This window comes from Bacteroides sp. 51, from assembly GCF_010500965.1.
In the GTDB taxonomy this organism is placed as follows: domain Bacteria; phylum Bacteroidota; class Bacteroidia; order Bacteroidales; family Bacteroidaceae; genus Bacteroides.
The window spans coordinates 184,666-202,416 of the sequence record NZ_QVMI01000011.1; the positions used below are offsets into that span (position 1 = coordinate 184,666).

At 44.0% G+C, this 17,751-nt stretch carries 8 protein-coding genes; 5 read left to right on the plus strand and 3 right to left on the minus strand.

Features of this window, described 5'->3' with window-relative positions:
- Positions 1-3: 3 nt before the first annotated feature.
- Both D0T87_RS10820 and D0T87_RS10825 read left to right on the plus strand, forming a co-directional pair.
- Positions 4-1,197 carry a DUF5009 domain-containing protein gene (locus tag D0T87_RS10820; RefSeq protein ID WP_163175138.1) on the plus strand — a complete coding sequence of 398 codons (1,194 nt, stop codon included), beginning with the start codon at positions 4-6 and terminating at the stop codon, positions 1,195-1,197.
- Positions 1,198-1,200: 3 nt separating this feature from the next.
- Positions 1,201-2,154: a hypothetical protein gene (locus D0T87_RS10825; protein WP_163175139.1), complete on the plus strand. Its 954-nt coding sequence runs from the start codon at positions 1,201-1,203 to the stop codon at positions 2,152-2,154.
- Positions 2,155-2,286: 132 nt separating this feature from the next.
- Here the strand turns inward: D0T87_RS10825 and D0T87_RS10830 are convergent, their stop codons facing one another.
- Complete coding sequence (locus tag D0T87_RS10830) at positions 2,287-6,645, minus strand: two-component regulator propeller domain-containing protein (protein WP_239063606.1); 4,359 nt, start codon at positions 6,643-6,645, stop codon at positions 2,287-2,289.
- Positions 6,646-7,022: 377 nt separating this feature from the next.
- On the opposite strand from D0T87_RS10830, the gene D0T87_RS10835 reads away from it, so the two are divergent.
- From D0T87_RS10835 to D0T87_RS10845, 3 genes are read left to right on the plus strand one after another with little or no spacing between them, the layout of a single operon-like run.
- The gene (locus tag D0T87_RS10835) at positions 7,023-10,253 is read left to right on the plus strand and encodes a TonB-dependent receptor (RefSeq protein ID WP_163175141.1); all 3,231 of its coding nucleotides are present in this window, start codon (positions 7,023-7,025) and stop codon (positions 10,251-10,253) included.
- 13 nt (positions 10,254-10,266) lie between these two features.
- Entirely contained in the window at positions 10,267-11,985 is a 1,719-nt protein-coding gene (locus tag D0T87_RS10840; protein ID WP_163175142.1) for a RagB/SusD family nutrient uptake outer membrane protein, read from the plus strand.
- Positions 11,986-12,029: 44 nt separating this feature from the next.
- Positions 12,030-14,894, plus strand: coding sequence for a family 43 glycosylhydrolase (locus D0T87_RS10845; protein ID WP_163175143.1), 2,865 nt, complete (start codon positions 12,030-12,032; stop codon positions 14,892-14,894).
- A 78-nt stretch (positions 14,895-14,972) separates the two neighbouring features.
- Here the strand turns inward: D0T87_RS10845 and D0T87_RS10850 are convergent, their stop codons facing one another.
- Positions 14,973-16,328: a sigma-54 dependent transcriptional regulator gene (locus tag D0T87_RS10850; RefSeq protein WP_163175144.1), complete on the minus strand. Its 1,356-nt coding sequence runs from the start codon at positions 16,326-16,328 to the stop codon at positions 14,973-14,975.
- A 55-nt stretch (positions 16,329-16,383) separates the two neighbouring features.
- Complete coding sequence (locus tag D0T87_RS10855; protein WP_163175145.1) at positions 16,384-17,625, minus strand: ATP-binding protein; 1,242 nt, start codon at positions 17,623-17,625, stop codon at positions 16,384-16,386.
- Between the last annotated feature and the right edge of the window lie 126 nt (positions 17,626-17,751).

A 17,751-nucleotide genomic window follows, 5' to 3' on the forward strand; every position in this document is an offset into this window, starting at 1 on the left:
CCTATGAGCAAACTTGATTTTTCACAACGTAATGTAGGCATTGATGTGCTGCGGGCATTAACCATGTTGTTGATGATCTTTGTCAATGACTTCTGGACGGTGAACGATGTACCTCATTGGATGCATCATGCTAAAGGCAATGAAGACTTTCTGGGTCTGGCAGATGTCGTTTTCCCCTGTTTTCTCTTTGTGGTAGGTATGTCTATACCTTTTGCTATTGAACGGAGATTCAGTAAGGGGTTTCCGGAGATAAGCACCATGCAACATGTATTGGAACGTACGTTCGCCTTGCTGATTATGGGTGTTTTTATAGTCAACACCGAATATGGCATATCAAGCGAGGTGGGGATGAGTATGTCTGTCTTCAGGATATTGATGATAGCCGCGTTTTTAATGATCTGGAATGTGTATCCAAGAACGGACAAACCAATCCGTTATGTATATACGGCTTTGAAGGTTGTTGGAATGCTGATACTTATTTATCTGGCTTTCATCTTCCGGGATGCGAAAGACGGAATCTTCCAGGCGCGTTGGTGGGGAATATTAGGCACAATCGGGTGGACGTATCTGGTTTGTGCTTCCATTTACTTGTTTGTCCGCGATAAAATTCCGCATATATTCTTTATCTGGTTGGCATTCGTGCTATTGTGTATGGTGAAGAGCAGCCAATTGATTCCAAGGGAAAGTGTTATCAATACCTTCCTGGGGATATTATATATCGGTTCCGGTTCGAAGGTCGCTTTTACGATGGGAGGCATATTGTTTTCACTTATTATCGTGAAATATTCGCATGTGGTTACCCGGAAAAAAGTGTTGTTCATTGTTGCTGTTGTGGCTGTTCTGCTCCTTGCTGCTGCGGTTTCCAATCATTTTTGGATGATATCCAAAGGACGGGGTACGCCTCCGTATGTTTTCTATTGTTCGGCCATTGCAATCGGTACGTATGGATTGATTCAATGGGCTGTATCTAAAGGAAAGGAATCGTGGTTTAATATCATAAAACCGGCGGGAACGGCTACCCTTACTTGCTATCTTGTTCCTTATGTGCTTTATAGTATATCCCGGCTTTTGGGTATTGCATTGCCCGATTGGATAAAAGAGGGAGGAATGGGATTGGTGAAGTGTGCTTGTTTTGCCTTCTTATGCATAGGAATAACCGCCCTGTTGGAACGTTTTAAAATCAAATTGAAAGTTTAACGTATGAAAACTACCCTATCCATTTTCTCAGCATTTTTGTTTAGCATTCTTTTCTCATTTGGCTTTTTTACTTCGTGTAGTTCCTCGGATGATCCGCTACTCGAAGAGTCACCCATCGTAGACCCACCTCCCGGTGATGACGACGACGATGATGATGAAGATGATCCGAAGCCTAACCCTCCGGCTCCCTGGCCATATCCGAAGTTGATTTCTTTGTGGAATCATACGGTTGATCTCAACATTACAAATGTTGTTAAAGAGTTGAACTCTAATCTTGTATGGACGAATGATTCACCCTACGCGGGGCAAGCGTGGGAGAAAACCCACATGTATAAATGTCTTCAGGTTCCGGGAATAGAGTATGTCTTTGGCAAAATCAATAGGGTGGCCTGGGGATGGACACATAAAGGCTCTGTAGAACATGCACGTTGGGTGGCAGGTTTGGCAAAGGAGCACGCAAAGATTGCCGGTTTATATCTGAATGACTTTTATGATGAGATTGAAGAAGGATATCGCACGGAAGATCAGTGGCGGGAGATTATAGCGGCAGCGAAGGAAGTCAACCCCAATCTTCATATTTGGGCTCCTCACTATCCACATCGCAATCAGGGTCAACATGCATTTGATTTTGATATAGATGGCGTAATTATCAACCTGTGGGGAAATAAACCCGAACAACTTCAGGATTTGGAGAATCAGATAGCGGCTAGTCTGGAACGCCATCCCAACAGATACGTTGTTGGCGGTTTATATTTGTTCTCCGGAACGGGCGCCAATGAAAGATGGCTCACGGAAAGTGAATTTAAATCCATTCTGGGACATTATGTGGACCTGATGAATCAAGACAAACTTGTGGGTGTAAGGTTGTTTAGTGCTGAGTTATTCATAGAGCGTCCTGAATATATTACCTGGGCGAAAGAGATTCTGGAACGGCTGGAAAAACCATCGGACCCGTAACCTGACGTGTTTCGCTTACGAAGAATAGAGTTGACGATGGGCGATCCTATGATATGATCCATAGGGTAGTATGATAAGGGTCTTTGGGTAGTATGGTAGCATTGCCAGGGTAGTATGGTAATTATTTAATCATCACCCTTGAAATGTCCTTTTTGCATACTCCGTAGCAGTCATTCCCCAAAAGGCTTTGAAGCTTTTACTGAAATAATGCGGGTCGTTATAGCCTACCATATAGGCTATTTCGGCCATCGTATATTGCTGTTGCCTGATCAGCTCGGCCGCCCTTCTCATCCTTACATCCCGAATGTACAGGATAGGCGAGAGGCCCGTCAGGGATTTGAGTTTGTGGAAGAAAATTGTACGGCTCAGATTGAAATGATCGACAACCGTATCTACATTTAAATCCGGGTTATTCATTTGCTCTTCCATTACTTCACCGAGCTTACTCAGAAATGCCATATCCTTTTCGGAAAGTTGTGTAGCTTGTTCTTCTTCTTTACTGATATTCTCTATCTTGTTCTGACTATAAAATACCTGTAGTTTCTTTCGTTGAGCCAACAGATTATCCACCTTCAATTGCAGGTAATGAATGCTGAAAGGCTTGGTGATATAGTCGTCCGCTCCGGTCTGAATGCCAATCAGAACGCTATCCAGATCCGACTTGGCCGTCAGTACAATGGCCGGGATATGCGATGTCCGTTCGTCGTGTCTTAACTCCTGTAACATTTGTATACCATCCTTTACCGGCATCATAATGTCTGTGATAATGATATCCGGCAAAGTGGCGAATGCTTTTTCAAGTCCCTCGCTTCCATCCCTGGCTTCGGTTATGTGGTATTTATCTTGAAATACTTGTTTAATAAATATCCGGAGTTCCTGGTTATCTTCGACTATAAGCATACGTAATTCATTCCCGTTGCCGGGTTCTGACTCTGTTTCCTCTTCCGGAGTAATGACGATGGGTGCTATGGGATTTCCATTCTTCAAATCATCTACAATATATTCTGTATCAGCTGGATAATGTTCCTTTCCTTTAAGCAGGATAATAGTAAAAGCACTACCCTCGCCAATTTTACTCTCTACAGAGATAAGGCCCTGATGCATTTCGGTTAGCTCCTTAGCTAAAGACAAGCCGATGCCCGAACTTGGGCTGTTGTTCGATTTCTTCTGTATAAAGTTCTCGAAACGGTTGAATATACTTTTCTGCTTCTCTTCCGGAATGCCCACACCCTGATCCGTAACTTTGATGGATACCGTGTGCTGTGTTTCCGTTACATCAACCTGTATATGCTTATGATCGGGCGTGTATTTGAAAGCATTAGACAACAGATTAAAAATAACCTTTTCTATTTTATCCTCGTCAATCCATAAATAACAATCAGATGGTCCGGAAGAGAAACGTAGCGTAATATGCCTCTCGCTGGCCAGACCCATAAAATGCTCAACAACCCCTTGTGCGAAGCGTACAATATCCGTGTACTGAACGCGGAGCCGCATCTTTTGATCCTGTATTTTGCTGAAATCCAGAATCTGTCCGACCAAGCGTTGCATGCGTTCACTGTTTTTCCTGATCATGCTTAAAGATTCTCTTAATTTCTCCGGCAGTGTCTCGGTATTCAATATAAAATCCAACGGTCCGGTGATGAGCGTTAACGGGGTGCGTAGTTCATGCGAAACATCGGTAAAGAAGTTCAACTTCAGTTGTGCCAGATACTCTTCATTCCTCACCTTTTGTTTCATGCGGTAGAATACGGTATAGATATACATGACCGTCAGGGCAATGATCAATATCAATAGAAACAATAAGAAACTAGCCAAAGGTGTTTCCGAGAACGTAGGCAGTACTTCGATGGATAAAGTTCTTTCATTGTCAACCCATACCCCTTCACTGTTTGTCGATTTTACACTAAAGATATACTTGCCCGGCGGCAGGTTGGTATAATTTGCCTCATGTCCCTGATCGGTATAGCGATATGTTTTGTCGAATCCCCGTAGCATATAAGCATAATGCGTATACTCGGTATTCGTCATATTCAGTGCAGAGAACGTTATTCTTAACGAATGGTTGTTAGGAGGCAATGTCACCTGTTGACTATTGTCTATGCTGGTTGGAAGAATTTCGGGAGTTTCTTTTGGAGTTAGCTCTTCATTATTCACCCAGATAGAGGAGAAGAAGATTTGCGGAACAAAGTCTGTTTGATTAATCTTCCCGGGAGTGAAATAAAATATTCCCCTGTTTGTTCCGAAAAGAATCCGCTCCTTGTCCATGCTTCCTACGCCCTCACTAAAGTGCATATTGAATGCAATATGCTCGCTTGGATACTGGATTTGCTCTTGCGAATGGACAAACTTCACCAGTCCGCCACCCGTAGCAAGCCATAAATTACCATTACGATCTTCCTCTACTGCATAGATAATATCAGAGATCAGCCCGTTCTCTTGTGTAAACGCTTCGCATTGATAGCTTCCCTGGGCTGTCTTTATAATCTCGTTCAGCCCGCCACCATACGTTACAGCATAAATCCGGCCTTTAGAGGTACACTTAATCATGTGTACATCGTTATTGTTCAAACTGTTTACATCTCCCTGCTCCCTATTTATCTGATCGAAAACGATAGTTTCCGGCTCGCGGAAGTTTTCATTGAAATGGAGTATGCCTGCCGTGGTAGATACCCAGATGTTTCCTACGCTATCTTCTGTGATATGCCTTACTTTATAAAAACGCTGTATGGGATAATTCTTCAATCCGTTTTGGTGGTTAATGAAATGCAGAGAACCATCCGCTTGCTGCTCAATCAGGTTCAATCCTCCTCCATAGGTCGCTACCCACAACCTTTTCTTACGATCCTGGAAAGTAAAATAAATATTATTATGACTAATTGAGTGTAGATTGTTTGGATCGTGCGTGTACTGCTCTGTTTTGAAATGGCCGGATGCTGTTTCCACGACTCTGATCAGGCCTTCGCCTTTGGTAGATATCCAGAATACATCATCCGAGTCTTGCGTAATGGCATACACTTTACCCGCCCTGAATGAATGAAGTAAGTTGAACTGTGCATCGTAAACAGAAACATTCAGATCCCGGCTACCCGTCCAGATTCTTCCCTTTTTATCTGTATAAAGTGCCCTGATTTCGTTTTCCGGTAAGTCCGGATCTTCCGGCGAGGGCATATGGAAATGAAATTTATCGGATATAAAAGTAACCCGCTGTAGGCGGTTAAGTTGTGTGCTCATCCATAAATTACCCTGTTTATCAGAAAAAGCTGAGAAACAACGGTCGTTGGACTTCCATTTGATAGACTGATCTGTCGTGTTGAAAGGGATAAGTGCTTTACGCTGTGCGTCATAATAGGAGAGTCCGCCACCTTTGGGATGTATCCACAACACATTATTCGGATCTTCTATAGCAAAGAACCCCGTTTCTGTGCACAACGGGCGCTTGGCTTCGTCTTTGCCGACAAACTCATGGAACTCCAGTTGTTGTAAATCAAACAAAGTAACTCCGGGGTCGGGGTGGGTAATCCAAAGCAGATGGTTATTGGTAATCATTGCAGATTCAATAGATTTATCCTTCCTCTTCATCAGATGATCGAGCCGGAAATGGCGATATGAATGATCCGCGGGATTACTCATAAATACCCCATCCTTATCTGTGATATATAGCGTTTTGCCGGTCCCGCCCAGGATAGAAATAACCGAAGCAGACGTTTTTAACTGTTCAACCCGGATTGCTTTCCGGGATAACGAATAGGTGTAAATCTTTCCATTATTCCCTCCGAATAATAAACTGTCGCCTTGCTCCTTCGCAGTATAGAATGAAGCTGCACTATGAGAGGTACCAGGAACAATGGTAGATAATTGTCGGTCCTTTAACTGATAAAGTCCGTTGTCGGTGAGTATCCATTCCTGTTCTGTGGAATCCAGATACACAGCGTGGATTTTACCCGATGGCAAAACATTATCCTTATCGGAATAAACATCCAATGCTAATGAGAGATCAACCGGGTGCGTATGGGCTCGTATAGCGCTCCCATCTGTAAACAGCAGCCAGGTAACGCCATTGGATAATACCTGGATAGACTGAAAATTGACAGAGGATGCTTTAGGGATAGGATCGAATGTTTCACTACCCGGATTAAAACGGTAAGCAGTTGAATCATAACATAAAACCCAGATACAACCATACTTATCTTCATTGATTTCCAGTAAACGGTCGTTCGTAAGTCCACCCTGGTCTTTGGTACTCGACTTATAGTTCTGGAAATTATATCCGTCGAATCTATACAGTCCATTCCAGGTGGCAAACCACAACAATCCCTTATGATCTTGTATCATATCGTTGACCAGTCCGTCTTCCACACCATTCTTTGAAGAGAAATAAGTCGTGGTATATTTCTTGGGCAGGTTCGTCGCTGAAACCGATAGGCTCCAGTTGAACAGATTCAGTAAAATGACAATAATATAAGTTAAGATATAAAATGTGTTTCTCATAGTATCCATATGCCTTGTGTACAAAAGTAAAATAAAAAAAGCATTGTATTCTATGTTTCTTGTAACTATTCGGTTTGGTACGTTACTTATTTAATCATTCCGTTACTCATAGTAAAGAAAGGGCCGGACCATCGACTATACATCATCCGACCTTTTACTATACATCATCCGGTGTTTTTCATCAAAGGTCCGGGGTATATCTTTCTGCCCATACCTGGGTTGATTTCCTCTTCTTCGTATCAAACCGGATGCTTGCATGTTTTTAAGTATATCTGATAGATATTCCATCGATATTGTTAGAAAATACACCGAGATTTCCTGTTTTTGTTCTACTTTGCTCCAAGAAATCTCTAATACTAATTTAACTATTGAAAAACATGAGAAAAAGAAGTAGAAATGTTTGGTTCATTTGCGGCCTTTCTCTTGGTTTAGCTTCGCTACCACTATATGGTAATGCCGAAGATAATATGAAAGAATACGCATCGTATAGCCAACAATCCGTTCAGCAAAACCGGAAAATAACAGGTGTCATTATTGACGATTTAAGCGAACCGCTTATTGGGGTATCTGTTTTAGTGAAGGGAACAACAATTGGAACAATTACAGATTTTGATGGAAACTTCTCTTTAGATGTACCGAATGACGCTGTATTGGTTATCTCTTATGTCGGTTACAAAACACAGGAAATCACCGTAGGCAACCAACAACGACTGGCCATTACGTTGGAGTCTGATAATAAGGTACTCGATGAGGTAGTGGTCGTGGGTTACGGTGTGGTACGTAAAGCCGACCTGACAGGTTCCATTGGTAGTGCAAACGCCGAAGCCATTACAGCCAAAGGAGCTACTTCATTGATGGAGAGCTTGCAGGGACAAGTGGCCGGTGTGAATATCACTCAATCTTCCAGTCGCGCAGGCGATGGGTTCAGCATCCAGATTCGCGGTAAGAGTACCATGAGCGATAAGAGCGAACCCTTGTATGTTATTGACGGTGTGGTTTGCGACAATATGAACTTCCTTAACCCCATGGACATTGAGAAAGTAGACATTCTGAAAGATGCTTCCTCAACCGCTATCTATGGTTCGCGTGCAACCAACGGGGTGGTTATGATTACCACAAAGAAAGGAGATGAGAATGCCACAAGAACCTCTGTTAGTTATGATGGTTATTATGGTATTAAAACTACGGCAAACATGCCCGATTTTATGGATGGTGACCAATTCATGAACTGGCGTTTCCATCGTTATCTGACTTCATCTATGGATGCAAGTACCGGCCTGACAAAGTGGGATATGTCGACAGCCAACCTCCGCAACTTCTGGGGTGCAGACAGTCAGGTAGTGAAGGATATGTATAAGAACAAAAATTATACCGATTGGGCTGATATCGTAACACGCGATGGTTCCCAACAGAATCACTTTCTGAATATCACCGGTAACGCAAAAAACATGACGTACCGTATTGGATTAGGATATCAGAATGAAGAAGGTATTGCTTACGACGCTTACGAGCGGTGGAACATAAAGGGAGCCGTAGACCATAAAATATCGGATAAAGTATCGGCTGGTATCTCTACCAATATGGCTACATCAATGAAGAATAACGGTAGCCAGAATTCTGTGTTGAACGGATTTCGCATGACTCCTGCAATGCCCGCTTATTATTGGGATGGTCCTAATGTCGGTAAACCGATCTTTCAACCTGGTAAAGATGTGGTAGTGTATCCTGATGGTGGTGGCCCGACCTCGACAATCAATCCGATAGTTGACCGTGAAAATTCTAAAGACGATACCCGTGCTTACGATGCTATGGCGAATTTGTATTTGCAATATAGTCCGGTAAATGAGGTTATTCTTAAAACCACATTCTCGCCTATGTATGCGAAAAGAACCCGCGGTGTTTTCTATGGAGCAGATACTCAATTGCGTGGTGGTGCATCTAATATGGCAGAAAAACATAATGATGAAGTATTCTCTTATACTTGGGATACACAGGCAAATTATGTAAAAACCTTTGGCGATCATAGTCTGAATGCATTGGCTTTGTTTAGTGTATACCAGTTAAAGGAACAGGGAGACGATATTACAGTGGTAGATATGCCCTTTGATGTAGAGTGGCATAACCTGGGGTCGGGTACCGTTCAAAACCAGAATAGTTACTACCGTAAGATATCAATGCTTTCTTATGTGGCCCGTATTAATTATGCATATAAAGGAAAGTATTTGCTGACTGTGTCTTCTCGTTGGGATGGAAGTTCGAAGTTCCAGAAAGGCGATCGTTGGGGCATGTTCCCATCGGCTGCTTTGGCATGGCGTATATCGGATGAAGCGTTTATGAAACCCGCCGAAAATTGGCTAAGTAACCTGAAACTGCGTGCCAGTTTTGGTGTTTCGGGTAATAACGCCGGACTTGCAGCCTATGACACAAGCGCTCTGGCTAACGTAAAATACTATTATAATTTTGGTTCTGCCCCGGCTAATGGCTTCGGTTATAAAATAATTGACTCGAATCTGACCTGGGAGAAGACCACTGAAATTAACTTCGGTATCGACTTCGGTTTCTTCAATAACCGCATCAACGGGTCTATCGACCTCTATAATAAAGACTCTAAAGACCTTTTGATGGAAATGTTGACTCCGTTCGAACTGGGTACTATTGGAAAGATCGACGATCTGAACAGTGAAGGTTCAATAATAAGCAATGTGGGTAAAGTGAACAATAAAGGTATTGAAATTCAGTTGAATACTTTAAATGTACAAACACAAGACTGGCGTTGGGAAACCAGCTTCTCTTTTGCCCGGAACATAAATAAGATCAAAGAACTGAATAACGCCAAAGAAGACCTCGTAGGAAACAAGTGGTTTATCGGCCGGCCTATTGACGTGGTGTATGGATATAAATATATGGGCATTTGTACACGGGAAGAAGCGCAAGCCTATGCCAATGATCCGAATATGAAAACCAAGTTCTACGAAGGCGAAATGAAGATATTCGATAGAGACGGTAACGGCACTATTGATGCTGAAGACAAAATGGTATTAGGACATGCGGCTCCAACATGGACAGGAAGTTTCACTTCTAACCTTTCTTATAAGAACATCGACTTCTCAGTAGGCATTTATACGAGTCAGGGTGGCACGGTGTACTCTCCTTTTATGGGTGAATTCCTCGATTATAATCAAAGAGGTATGCAACGTCTGAATTTTGACTATTATATACCGGAAGGTGTTCCTGTTTTAGCAGCAGACGGATCGGTGACAACCCAGAGTGCTACGCATTACGGCAAATACCCTTTCCCTACAAATGGAACAAACGGTAAAGGTGGTGGCGCAAACTGGTTAAGCGGAGGCAATGAAGACCGTGCGCAAAACTTTGTCGATAACTCTTATGTAAAAGTGAAGAACATTACGCTGGGCTATACTTTACCGAAAGCATGGCTGTCGAAACTGCATGTCTCAAACCTGAGAGTATATGTAAATATCTTGAATCCGTTTACATTCACTGACTATGAAGGATTTGACCCGGAATGGGCAGGTTCCGCCATTGGCGACGGTAGCGGTGGTGTCAGTTCAAGAACTTATCAAATGGGTGTAAACTTAAAATTCTAAAATAGATATAATTATGAAGAAAATATATATTATCGCTGCCTTAGCTTTGTCTACCCTGTGTGGTTGCTCGGGATTCCTTGATCAGGATAACCGGTCGAATGTTCCATCGGATGACTTTTACAAGACTGCCAAAGGTTTTGAAAGCCTCACAAATTCTACATACTCTTCATTGCGCGGACTATACAATATGCAACCGCAATTGTTTGTTGCCGGAACAGACCTCTATGCCGACGGAAAGTCGCAGGGAGTTGTGATGGGGCAATACACCTTTACGGCAGATATCGGGATCGTTAGAAACTTCTATGTAGCTTGTTATAAAGGTATTCAGCTGGCCAACAGCGTGATTGCTTACGGTGATTTAACGGAAAATACTTCTGTTCGCTTACAATATGTTGACGAAGCCCGCTTTATACGCGCTTGGTATTATTTCCAATTGGTGCAACAATTCGGAGCCGTAGCTTTAAATAAAGAAATGTTCGATTACGCCGAGATGAATCACGAACGTACCGGTTTAGCCGAAGTATATCAATTTATTATTGATGAATTTCTTTATCTGTGCTCCGATGATTCGAACCTGTTAGGGCGTACCTCTTCCGGTGTAGGTCGTGCCAACAAGCGTGCGGCTGCATTCTATCTGGCCAAAGCTTATCTTACCCGTGGCTGGTTGGATGGTACGGATTATGAATCGCAAATGGATGCTATAGCTCAAAGCACCGACTTTTCAAATGCTGCTAAGTATGCATTGGAAGCAATAAACGGAGAGGTTCCTTCAATCTCAATTGAAGATGCTTTCGACTTTAATAATGAAGAAAATAACGAGATATTCTGGAGCATTCAGTTTAGTTCGGCCACACTGGAAAATCCAAAAACACATGGTTCATACCAACAGTCGCAGTTTGGTTCCTATCTGGGTGGTTCGGAAAAACCGCGTAATAAAGCAATCGACGGAAATTTCGCACCTTCCCTTCGTTTGCAGCAGTTGTACACTAAAGGAGATGCCCGGCTTGAACAAACCTTTATGTTGGAGTTCCATGAGGCTTACTTCGATTATTATTCGGCTCCGACTACCTCTAAGATAATCTACTATTATGCTCCGGCATGGGCCACAGATGCTGATATCGAAGCCTGGAAAGCGGATGACCCAAATGGTTTGAAAACAAATACAATTATCAGTAAAACCATTGCCGATGGAGGTATCGCTCCATCTAACGGAGCACCGGCCACGTATAAAGACCGTCGCTCAATGGACTATGGAAACGCATGTATCAAGAAGTTCGATGACCCTTCGGACGCTTCCATTGCTAACCGTGAATCCAGATGTAGCACGCATGATGTGGTCGTATCCCGTTTGGGCGAAGCCTACCTGATTGCAGCCGAAGCTTATATAAAAATGAATCAGCCGGACAATGCCGCCAAAATGATCAATGATTTGCGTAAACGTCCGGGTACTATTAAGTCCGGCTATACTGCGGCAATGACTGTGGCTACAGGCGATGTGGATATTGATTTCCTTTTGGATGAACGCGCCCGCGAAATGGCTGGTGAATATGTTCGCTGGACCGACCTGAAACGTACACATAAGTTGGTAGAATATGCTACTACTTATAACGAAGACGGTATCAAGGAAGCGAATATGAAGGGTACGGATGGGAAGTACAAAACCCTTCGTCCGATACCTCAGGCGGCTATTGACCTGAACCAGGCGAAAGTAACCCAAAACCCGGGATATTAAGCGGTAACGTGCCGCAGCGAGGTTATTATTAACGACTGATTTGAATGAAGAAAGTATTACTGATTCTTTGCTTTATAAGCAATGTATTCATCTTGTTAGCCCAAGGTAGCCCCAGTAAGTGGGGCGACCAGGGCAACGGGACATATATCAACCCGATTCTGAATGCCGATTATTCCGATCCGGACGTGATCCGGGTAGGCGATAAATATTATATGGTAGCATCGGACTTCCATTTCTTAGGTATGCAGGTATTGGAATCGGAGGATATGATAAACTGGAAACTGATCTCACAGGTCTATGACCGGTTTGACTTTCCTGAATGGAACGAAAACAAACGCTACGCGGGTGGCTCATGGGCGCCGGCTATACGCTATCACGACAACAAGTTCTGGGTGTTTTTCTGTACACCTCACGAGGGATTGTTTATGTCCAATGCTGCCGATCCGGCAGGACCGTGGAGTCCTTTGCACTTAGTGCAGGCAGTTGAGAAGTGGGAAGACCCTTGTCCGTTTTGGGATGATGACGGGAACGCGTACCTGGGTCGTAGTAAACATGGTGCCGGACCGATCATTGTGCATAAAATGAGTCCCGATGGCACCCGCTTACTCGATGATGGTCTGACCGTATATACCGGTCCGGTGGCCGAAGGTACCAAGATACATAAACGCGATGGGTATTATTATATGTCCATTCCGGAAGGTGGAGTAGAGAGGGGATGGCAAACCATTCTTCGCTCAAAGAATATCTATGGACCGTACGAGAAGAAGGTGGTGTTGGAGCAGGGAACTACCCCGATTAATGGTCCCCATCAGGGAGCGATAGTCGATACACCGGACGGGCAATGGTTCTTCTATCATTTCCAGCATAGCGGCACATTGGGGCGTGTAGTTCATTTGCAACCCATGTACTGGCATGATGGCTGGCCGGTGATAGGAGTCGATGTGGATCGCAATGGTATTGGCGAGCCGGTTTACTCCTGGAAAAAGCCCATCTCCAGTTCGGCGATATATGCACCACAAACAGATGATGATTTCTCTTCACCGCAGTTGTCGCTGCAATGGCAGTTTAACCACAATCCGGTGGATGAAGCCTGGTCTTTAACTTCGCCCAGTGGTTGCCTGACGTTGAAAGCGCTTAAGTCGCCTACGTTCCGGTTGGCACGCAATACACTAACACAAAAGGTAATGGGTTATGTCAGTGAAGCTACTGTGGCTGTCGACTTTTCGAATATGGTCGACGGGCAACGCAACGGGTTAACTTGTATGGGTAAGGAGAACCGGATGCTGGGTGTGAAGATGGAGAAAGGGCAAAAGAGCCTGTATATATCTAACGATACGACCGAGCAGGTTGTTATTCCCCTTCAAAACGAGCAGGTTTATTTGCGTGTTTCTATGGATGTGCCTGCCCAAAGTTTTCAGTTTTCATATAGTATAGATAATATCACTTTTACTCCATGTGGAGAATCGTTCTTTACTCGTTTCGGTTTTTGGAAAGGCGCACGCCTGGGACTGTATTGCTATAATACGCAAAAGGACGCGGGCGAGGCTTCTTTCTTGTGGTTCACTTATAAACACGATGGTCCGCAGGCGGGTACAACCAATGAAATGGAACAGATTGTTTCCGGTATCGCCCGGACGTCTTTTCCGGACAGGGATGTTCGTGTAACTTGTCCGGTGACGGATAATGAACGGATTACCTTGTCGCGCCGACTTCTGCAACACGCCATCGACTCTTGCTCCTTGCTGGGCGGCGGTCGTGTAGTTGTAGGACCGGGAACGTATCCTTTGAATGGAAACATCCTGCTCAAAAGTAATGTAAACCTGCACCTGGAAGAGGGAGCATACCTGTTATTCAGCGGTAAGGCCGATGATTTCCTGCCTGTCGTGCAAACCCGCTGGGAAGGCACCGAACTGTATGGTCATTCGCCTATGATTTATGCTTACCATGCCGATAATATCGCTATTACGGGAAAGGGAACAATTGATGCTCAGGGCGGACTGGAATTTGCTCCGTGGGCAGAGAAAGAAGCACCCGACCGGGACAAGCTGCGCGATATGGGCGAAAGGCTTGTGCCTGTGCAGGACCGGATATTTGGTAAGGGTACTATTCTGCGTCCTTCTTGTATCCAGCCATTGGGTTGTTCGCGCATACTGATCGAAGATGTAACCATCAAGAACTCTCCGTTCTGGACTATCCATTTGTTGTATTGCGATAACGTAATTGTGCGTGGTGTAACCATCGACAGTCATTATCCGAATAACGACGGTTGCGATCCGGAATCTACCTCTAATGTATTGATAGAGAACTGTATCTTCCGCACGGGCGATGATGCAGTGGCTATTAAATCCGGTCGCGATGCCGATGGCAGATTTGTAGGACGTGCATCGCGGAACATTGTGATACGGAATTGCCTGTTCGAATCGGAATGTAACGGTTTGTGCATCGGCAGTGAAATGTCGGGTGGGGTAGAGAATGTATATATGGAGAATATCCGGATCGGTACGGTGAAGAATGCCATTTACTTTAAGTCGAACCGCGACAGGGGAGGCTATATCCGGAATGTACAGGTCAACAATATCTCTGTTGAACGCTCAAGAGGTGCCATTCTTCGTTTCGAAGCCAACTACTTTGGATATCGTGGAGGGAATCATGCTACGCAATACGAGAATTTCCGCATCCGTAATGTGCGGGCCAATAAGTCCGATCATTATGCCATCTTTATGGATGGGTATGAGGAAAAACCTATTAAGGATATTGTGATTGACCACTTCCATGTGAAGCAAGCTACGCATCCGTATTATTTAATGTGTACCAAAGATATCGTACTGAAAGATGCTACGGTGAACGGTAAGAGTTTGCCTGCGCATCCGGAAGAGCATAAAGAACGGGTTACGCTGGATGTGTATTGATTGGAATAGAACTTGCCCCGAATTCTTATTGAATTGGTGGCAAGTTCTATAAAAATCCGAGAGCTGTTCTTATGGATTTTAAGCCAACCCGTATCGCTTCATCTTATTAAAAAGCGTTTTCCGGCTGATATGTAATGCTTCTGCCGTAAGCGTGCGGTTATAGTTATTCTTCTTTAGTGCTTCCAGAATAATCTCCTTTTCCACTTGCGCATTGATTTCGCGGATACTTTCGCCCTCTTTCTCTGTGGGCTTTATCTCTATCTGGTCATACCCTTTTACCCGCATAGGGAGATGTTCCGATTGTATAATCCCATCCGATGCCAGGATCATAGCGCTTTGGATAGCATTCTCCAGGTCGCGTACATTTCCCGGCCATTCATAAGCCTGTATCCTGTCCATTGCTGCCTGTGTGATACTTTGTACGGACAAGTGCAAGGCTTTATTATGTTTGGCGATAAAGAAATCAATCAACGCGGGGATATCCTTCTGGCGTTCCCGCAAGGGCGGAATGGTTATGGTAAAGACATTCAGCCGGTATAACAAATCCAGGCGGAAGTTGCCTCTCTCCACTTCCTCTTCCAACTTGCGATTGGTTGCCGCAACAATACGCACATCAACCGGTATAAGCTTCTTTCCACCTATACGTGTAATTTTCCGTTCTTCCAATACACGCAGAAGTTTTACTTGCGCGTCCATAGGGAGTTCGCCTATCTCATCCAGAAACAGCGTACCTCCGTTTGCCCGTTCAAACACCCCCGGCTGGGCTTCCTTGGCATCGGTAAACGCGCCTTTCTCGTGCCCGAACAATTCGTTTTCCATTAACGACAGCGGAATTGCTCCGCAGTTGATCGCTATAAACGGACCGTCCGCCCGCTTGCTGTAGGTATGAACGGCACGGGCAATAAGTTCCTTACCTGTTCCGCTTTCGCCATGAATCAGTACGGTTGCGTTGGTTTCCGCTACCCGTTTTACTTGTGCTACCACTTGCTTTAGTCCGCCGTTATCTCCAATAATAGGAATGCCGGATGGGTCGAGTTGCTGCTTTAGCGTTTTGATCTCTCCTTTTAATTGGCAATGTTCTACGGCGCGGTTCACCTTTAATATCAGGTTGTCATTATCGAAAGGTTTTTCTATAAAGTCGTATGCCCCTTTCTTTACCGCGTCTACCGCCAATGCAATAGAACCGAAAGCCGTTACGAAGATAACGATCTGTTGCGGACGGATCTTTTTGATCTCCTCTAATGTTTCCACGCCCGTCATTACCGGCATCTGCTGATCCAGCAAAATTACGTCGGGTTGAAAGCCGGGTAATGCATCCAACACCTCCTGTCCATTCTCTACAGCCCTGACTTCATATCCTTCTTCCTTCAATAAAAGGGTGATTACCTTTCGGATACGTACTTCATCGTCGGCTACTAATATCTTTCCTTTCATATATTGTATCTTTATTCATTTACCCTCGTTGCGGCGCGTTGCCGCCAGCACTTTGCTACTGCCGCTGTGGGAGTTTAATTATAAATGTGGTACCTTTCCCTGGAATACTATTCACCTCAATATCCCCTTCGTGCCGGTTGATGACTCCATAACTGATGGCCAATCCCAAACCTGTACCGTCTTCTTTGGTTGTAAAGAAAGGATTGAACACATTCTCTATTTCACTGCCTTCTATTCCTTTTCCGGTATCTTCAAAAGAAATGAGCAGGTTCCGGGTATTGGTATTGATTGCCGTACCCTTTTCAATACTGATAATCAGTGTACGCGGACGTTCGGGGGGATTCTGGTTCATGGCTTCCAAAGCGTTCAATATCATATTCAGGAACACCTGTTTAAGCTGTTCGGCATCGCCAAGAATGGTGGTATTCTCCTCAAAATACTCATACTGTATATCAATTTGTTGGTTTTGCAGTTTGGTTTGGGCAAGTACCAATGTCTGGTTTATTAATTGTTCAATGTTGACTTCCGCCATGTTCAGTCCCGTTGGGCGGGAGAATGACAGAAGCCCCTGAACAATTTTATTGATGCGTTCCACTTCGGAAATCAATTCGGTAACCATTTCCGATTTCAGCGGATCATCCTTAAAATCTTTGCTTAGATATTGAATTGTGCTCCGTATGGCCGTTAGCGGATTCCGGATTTCATGCGCTGCTCCGGCAGCCAGTTCGCCCAATGTTGCCAAACGGTCGGTGCGGTACATTTTCCGGATGCGATCGCTCTGCATTTCATAAAGCGAAGCGTGTTCAATGGCGAAAGCCGCCTGATTGAACATAAGAAACAAAAGGTCGAGCTCTTCCTGCATATATGCCGTATCATCTGTTTTTCGTCCCAGAAAGATGGTACCACTAATATGGTTCATCACCTTTAACGGGTAAATCAGCTCGGCTTTCATTGCTTCCAGCATGGCCTGCTCTTCTTTTGAGAAGTAACTGACGATGGCCGGGTTCCTGGAAATAATCAATTCCTTCTCATTAATAGAAAGCCAGTTAATCAGTTTATCTTTTCCTGTAAGTACCCATTCAGCTTTACCCTCCGAATTCTGTAATTTATACTTGCCGGTGTTCTCGTCCAACAGGAAAATATACACTCGGTCTATCGCGCAAATCTGTTTGACTTTGGCTATAAAGTTGTTGATAAGCAATGATTTATCAACAATCAACATCAACGATTTATTTAATTCGGATAATAAAGTTCCCAAATCGGGTTTGACCTCTTTTTTCTTTCTGAATAGTGACATAAGTAATGCAGTTTGGGAACAAATATACATTTAATTTTTAGATATGGGTATAAAATTACCCAAATTGAGAAATAAAATTCGTGTTTACCCATCTTATTATTAGCACTTAAGAATTGTTGTGATTGA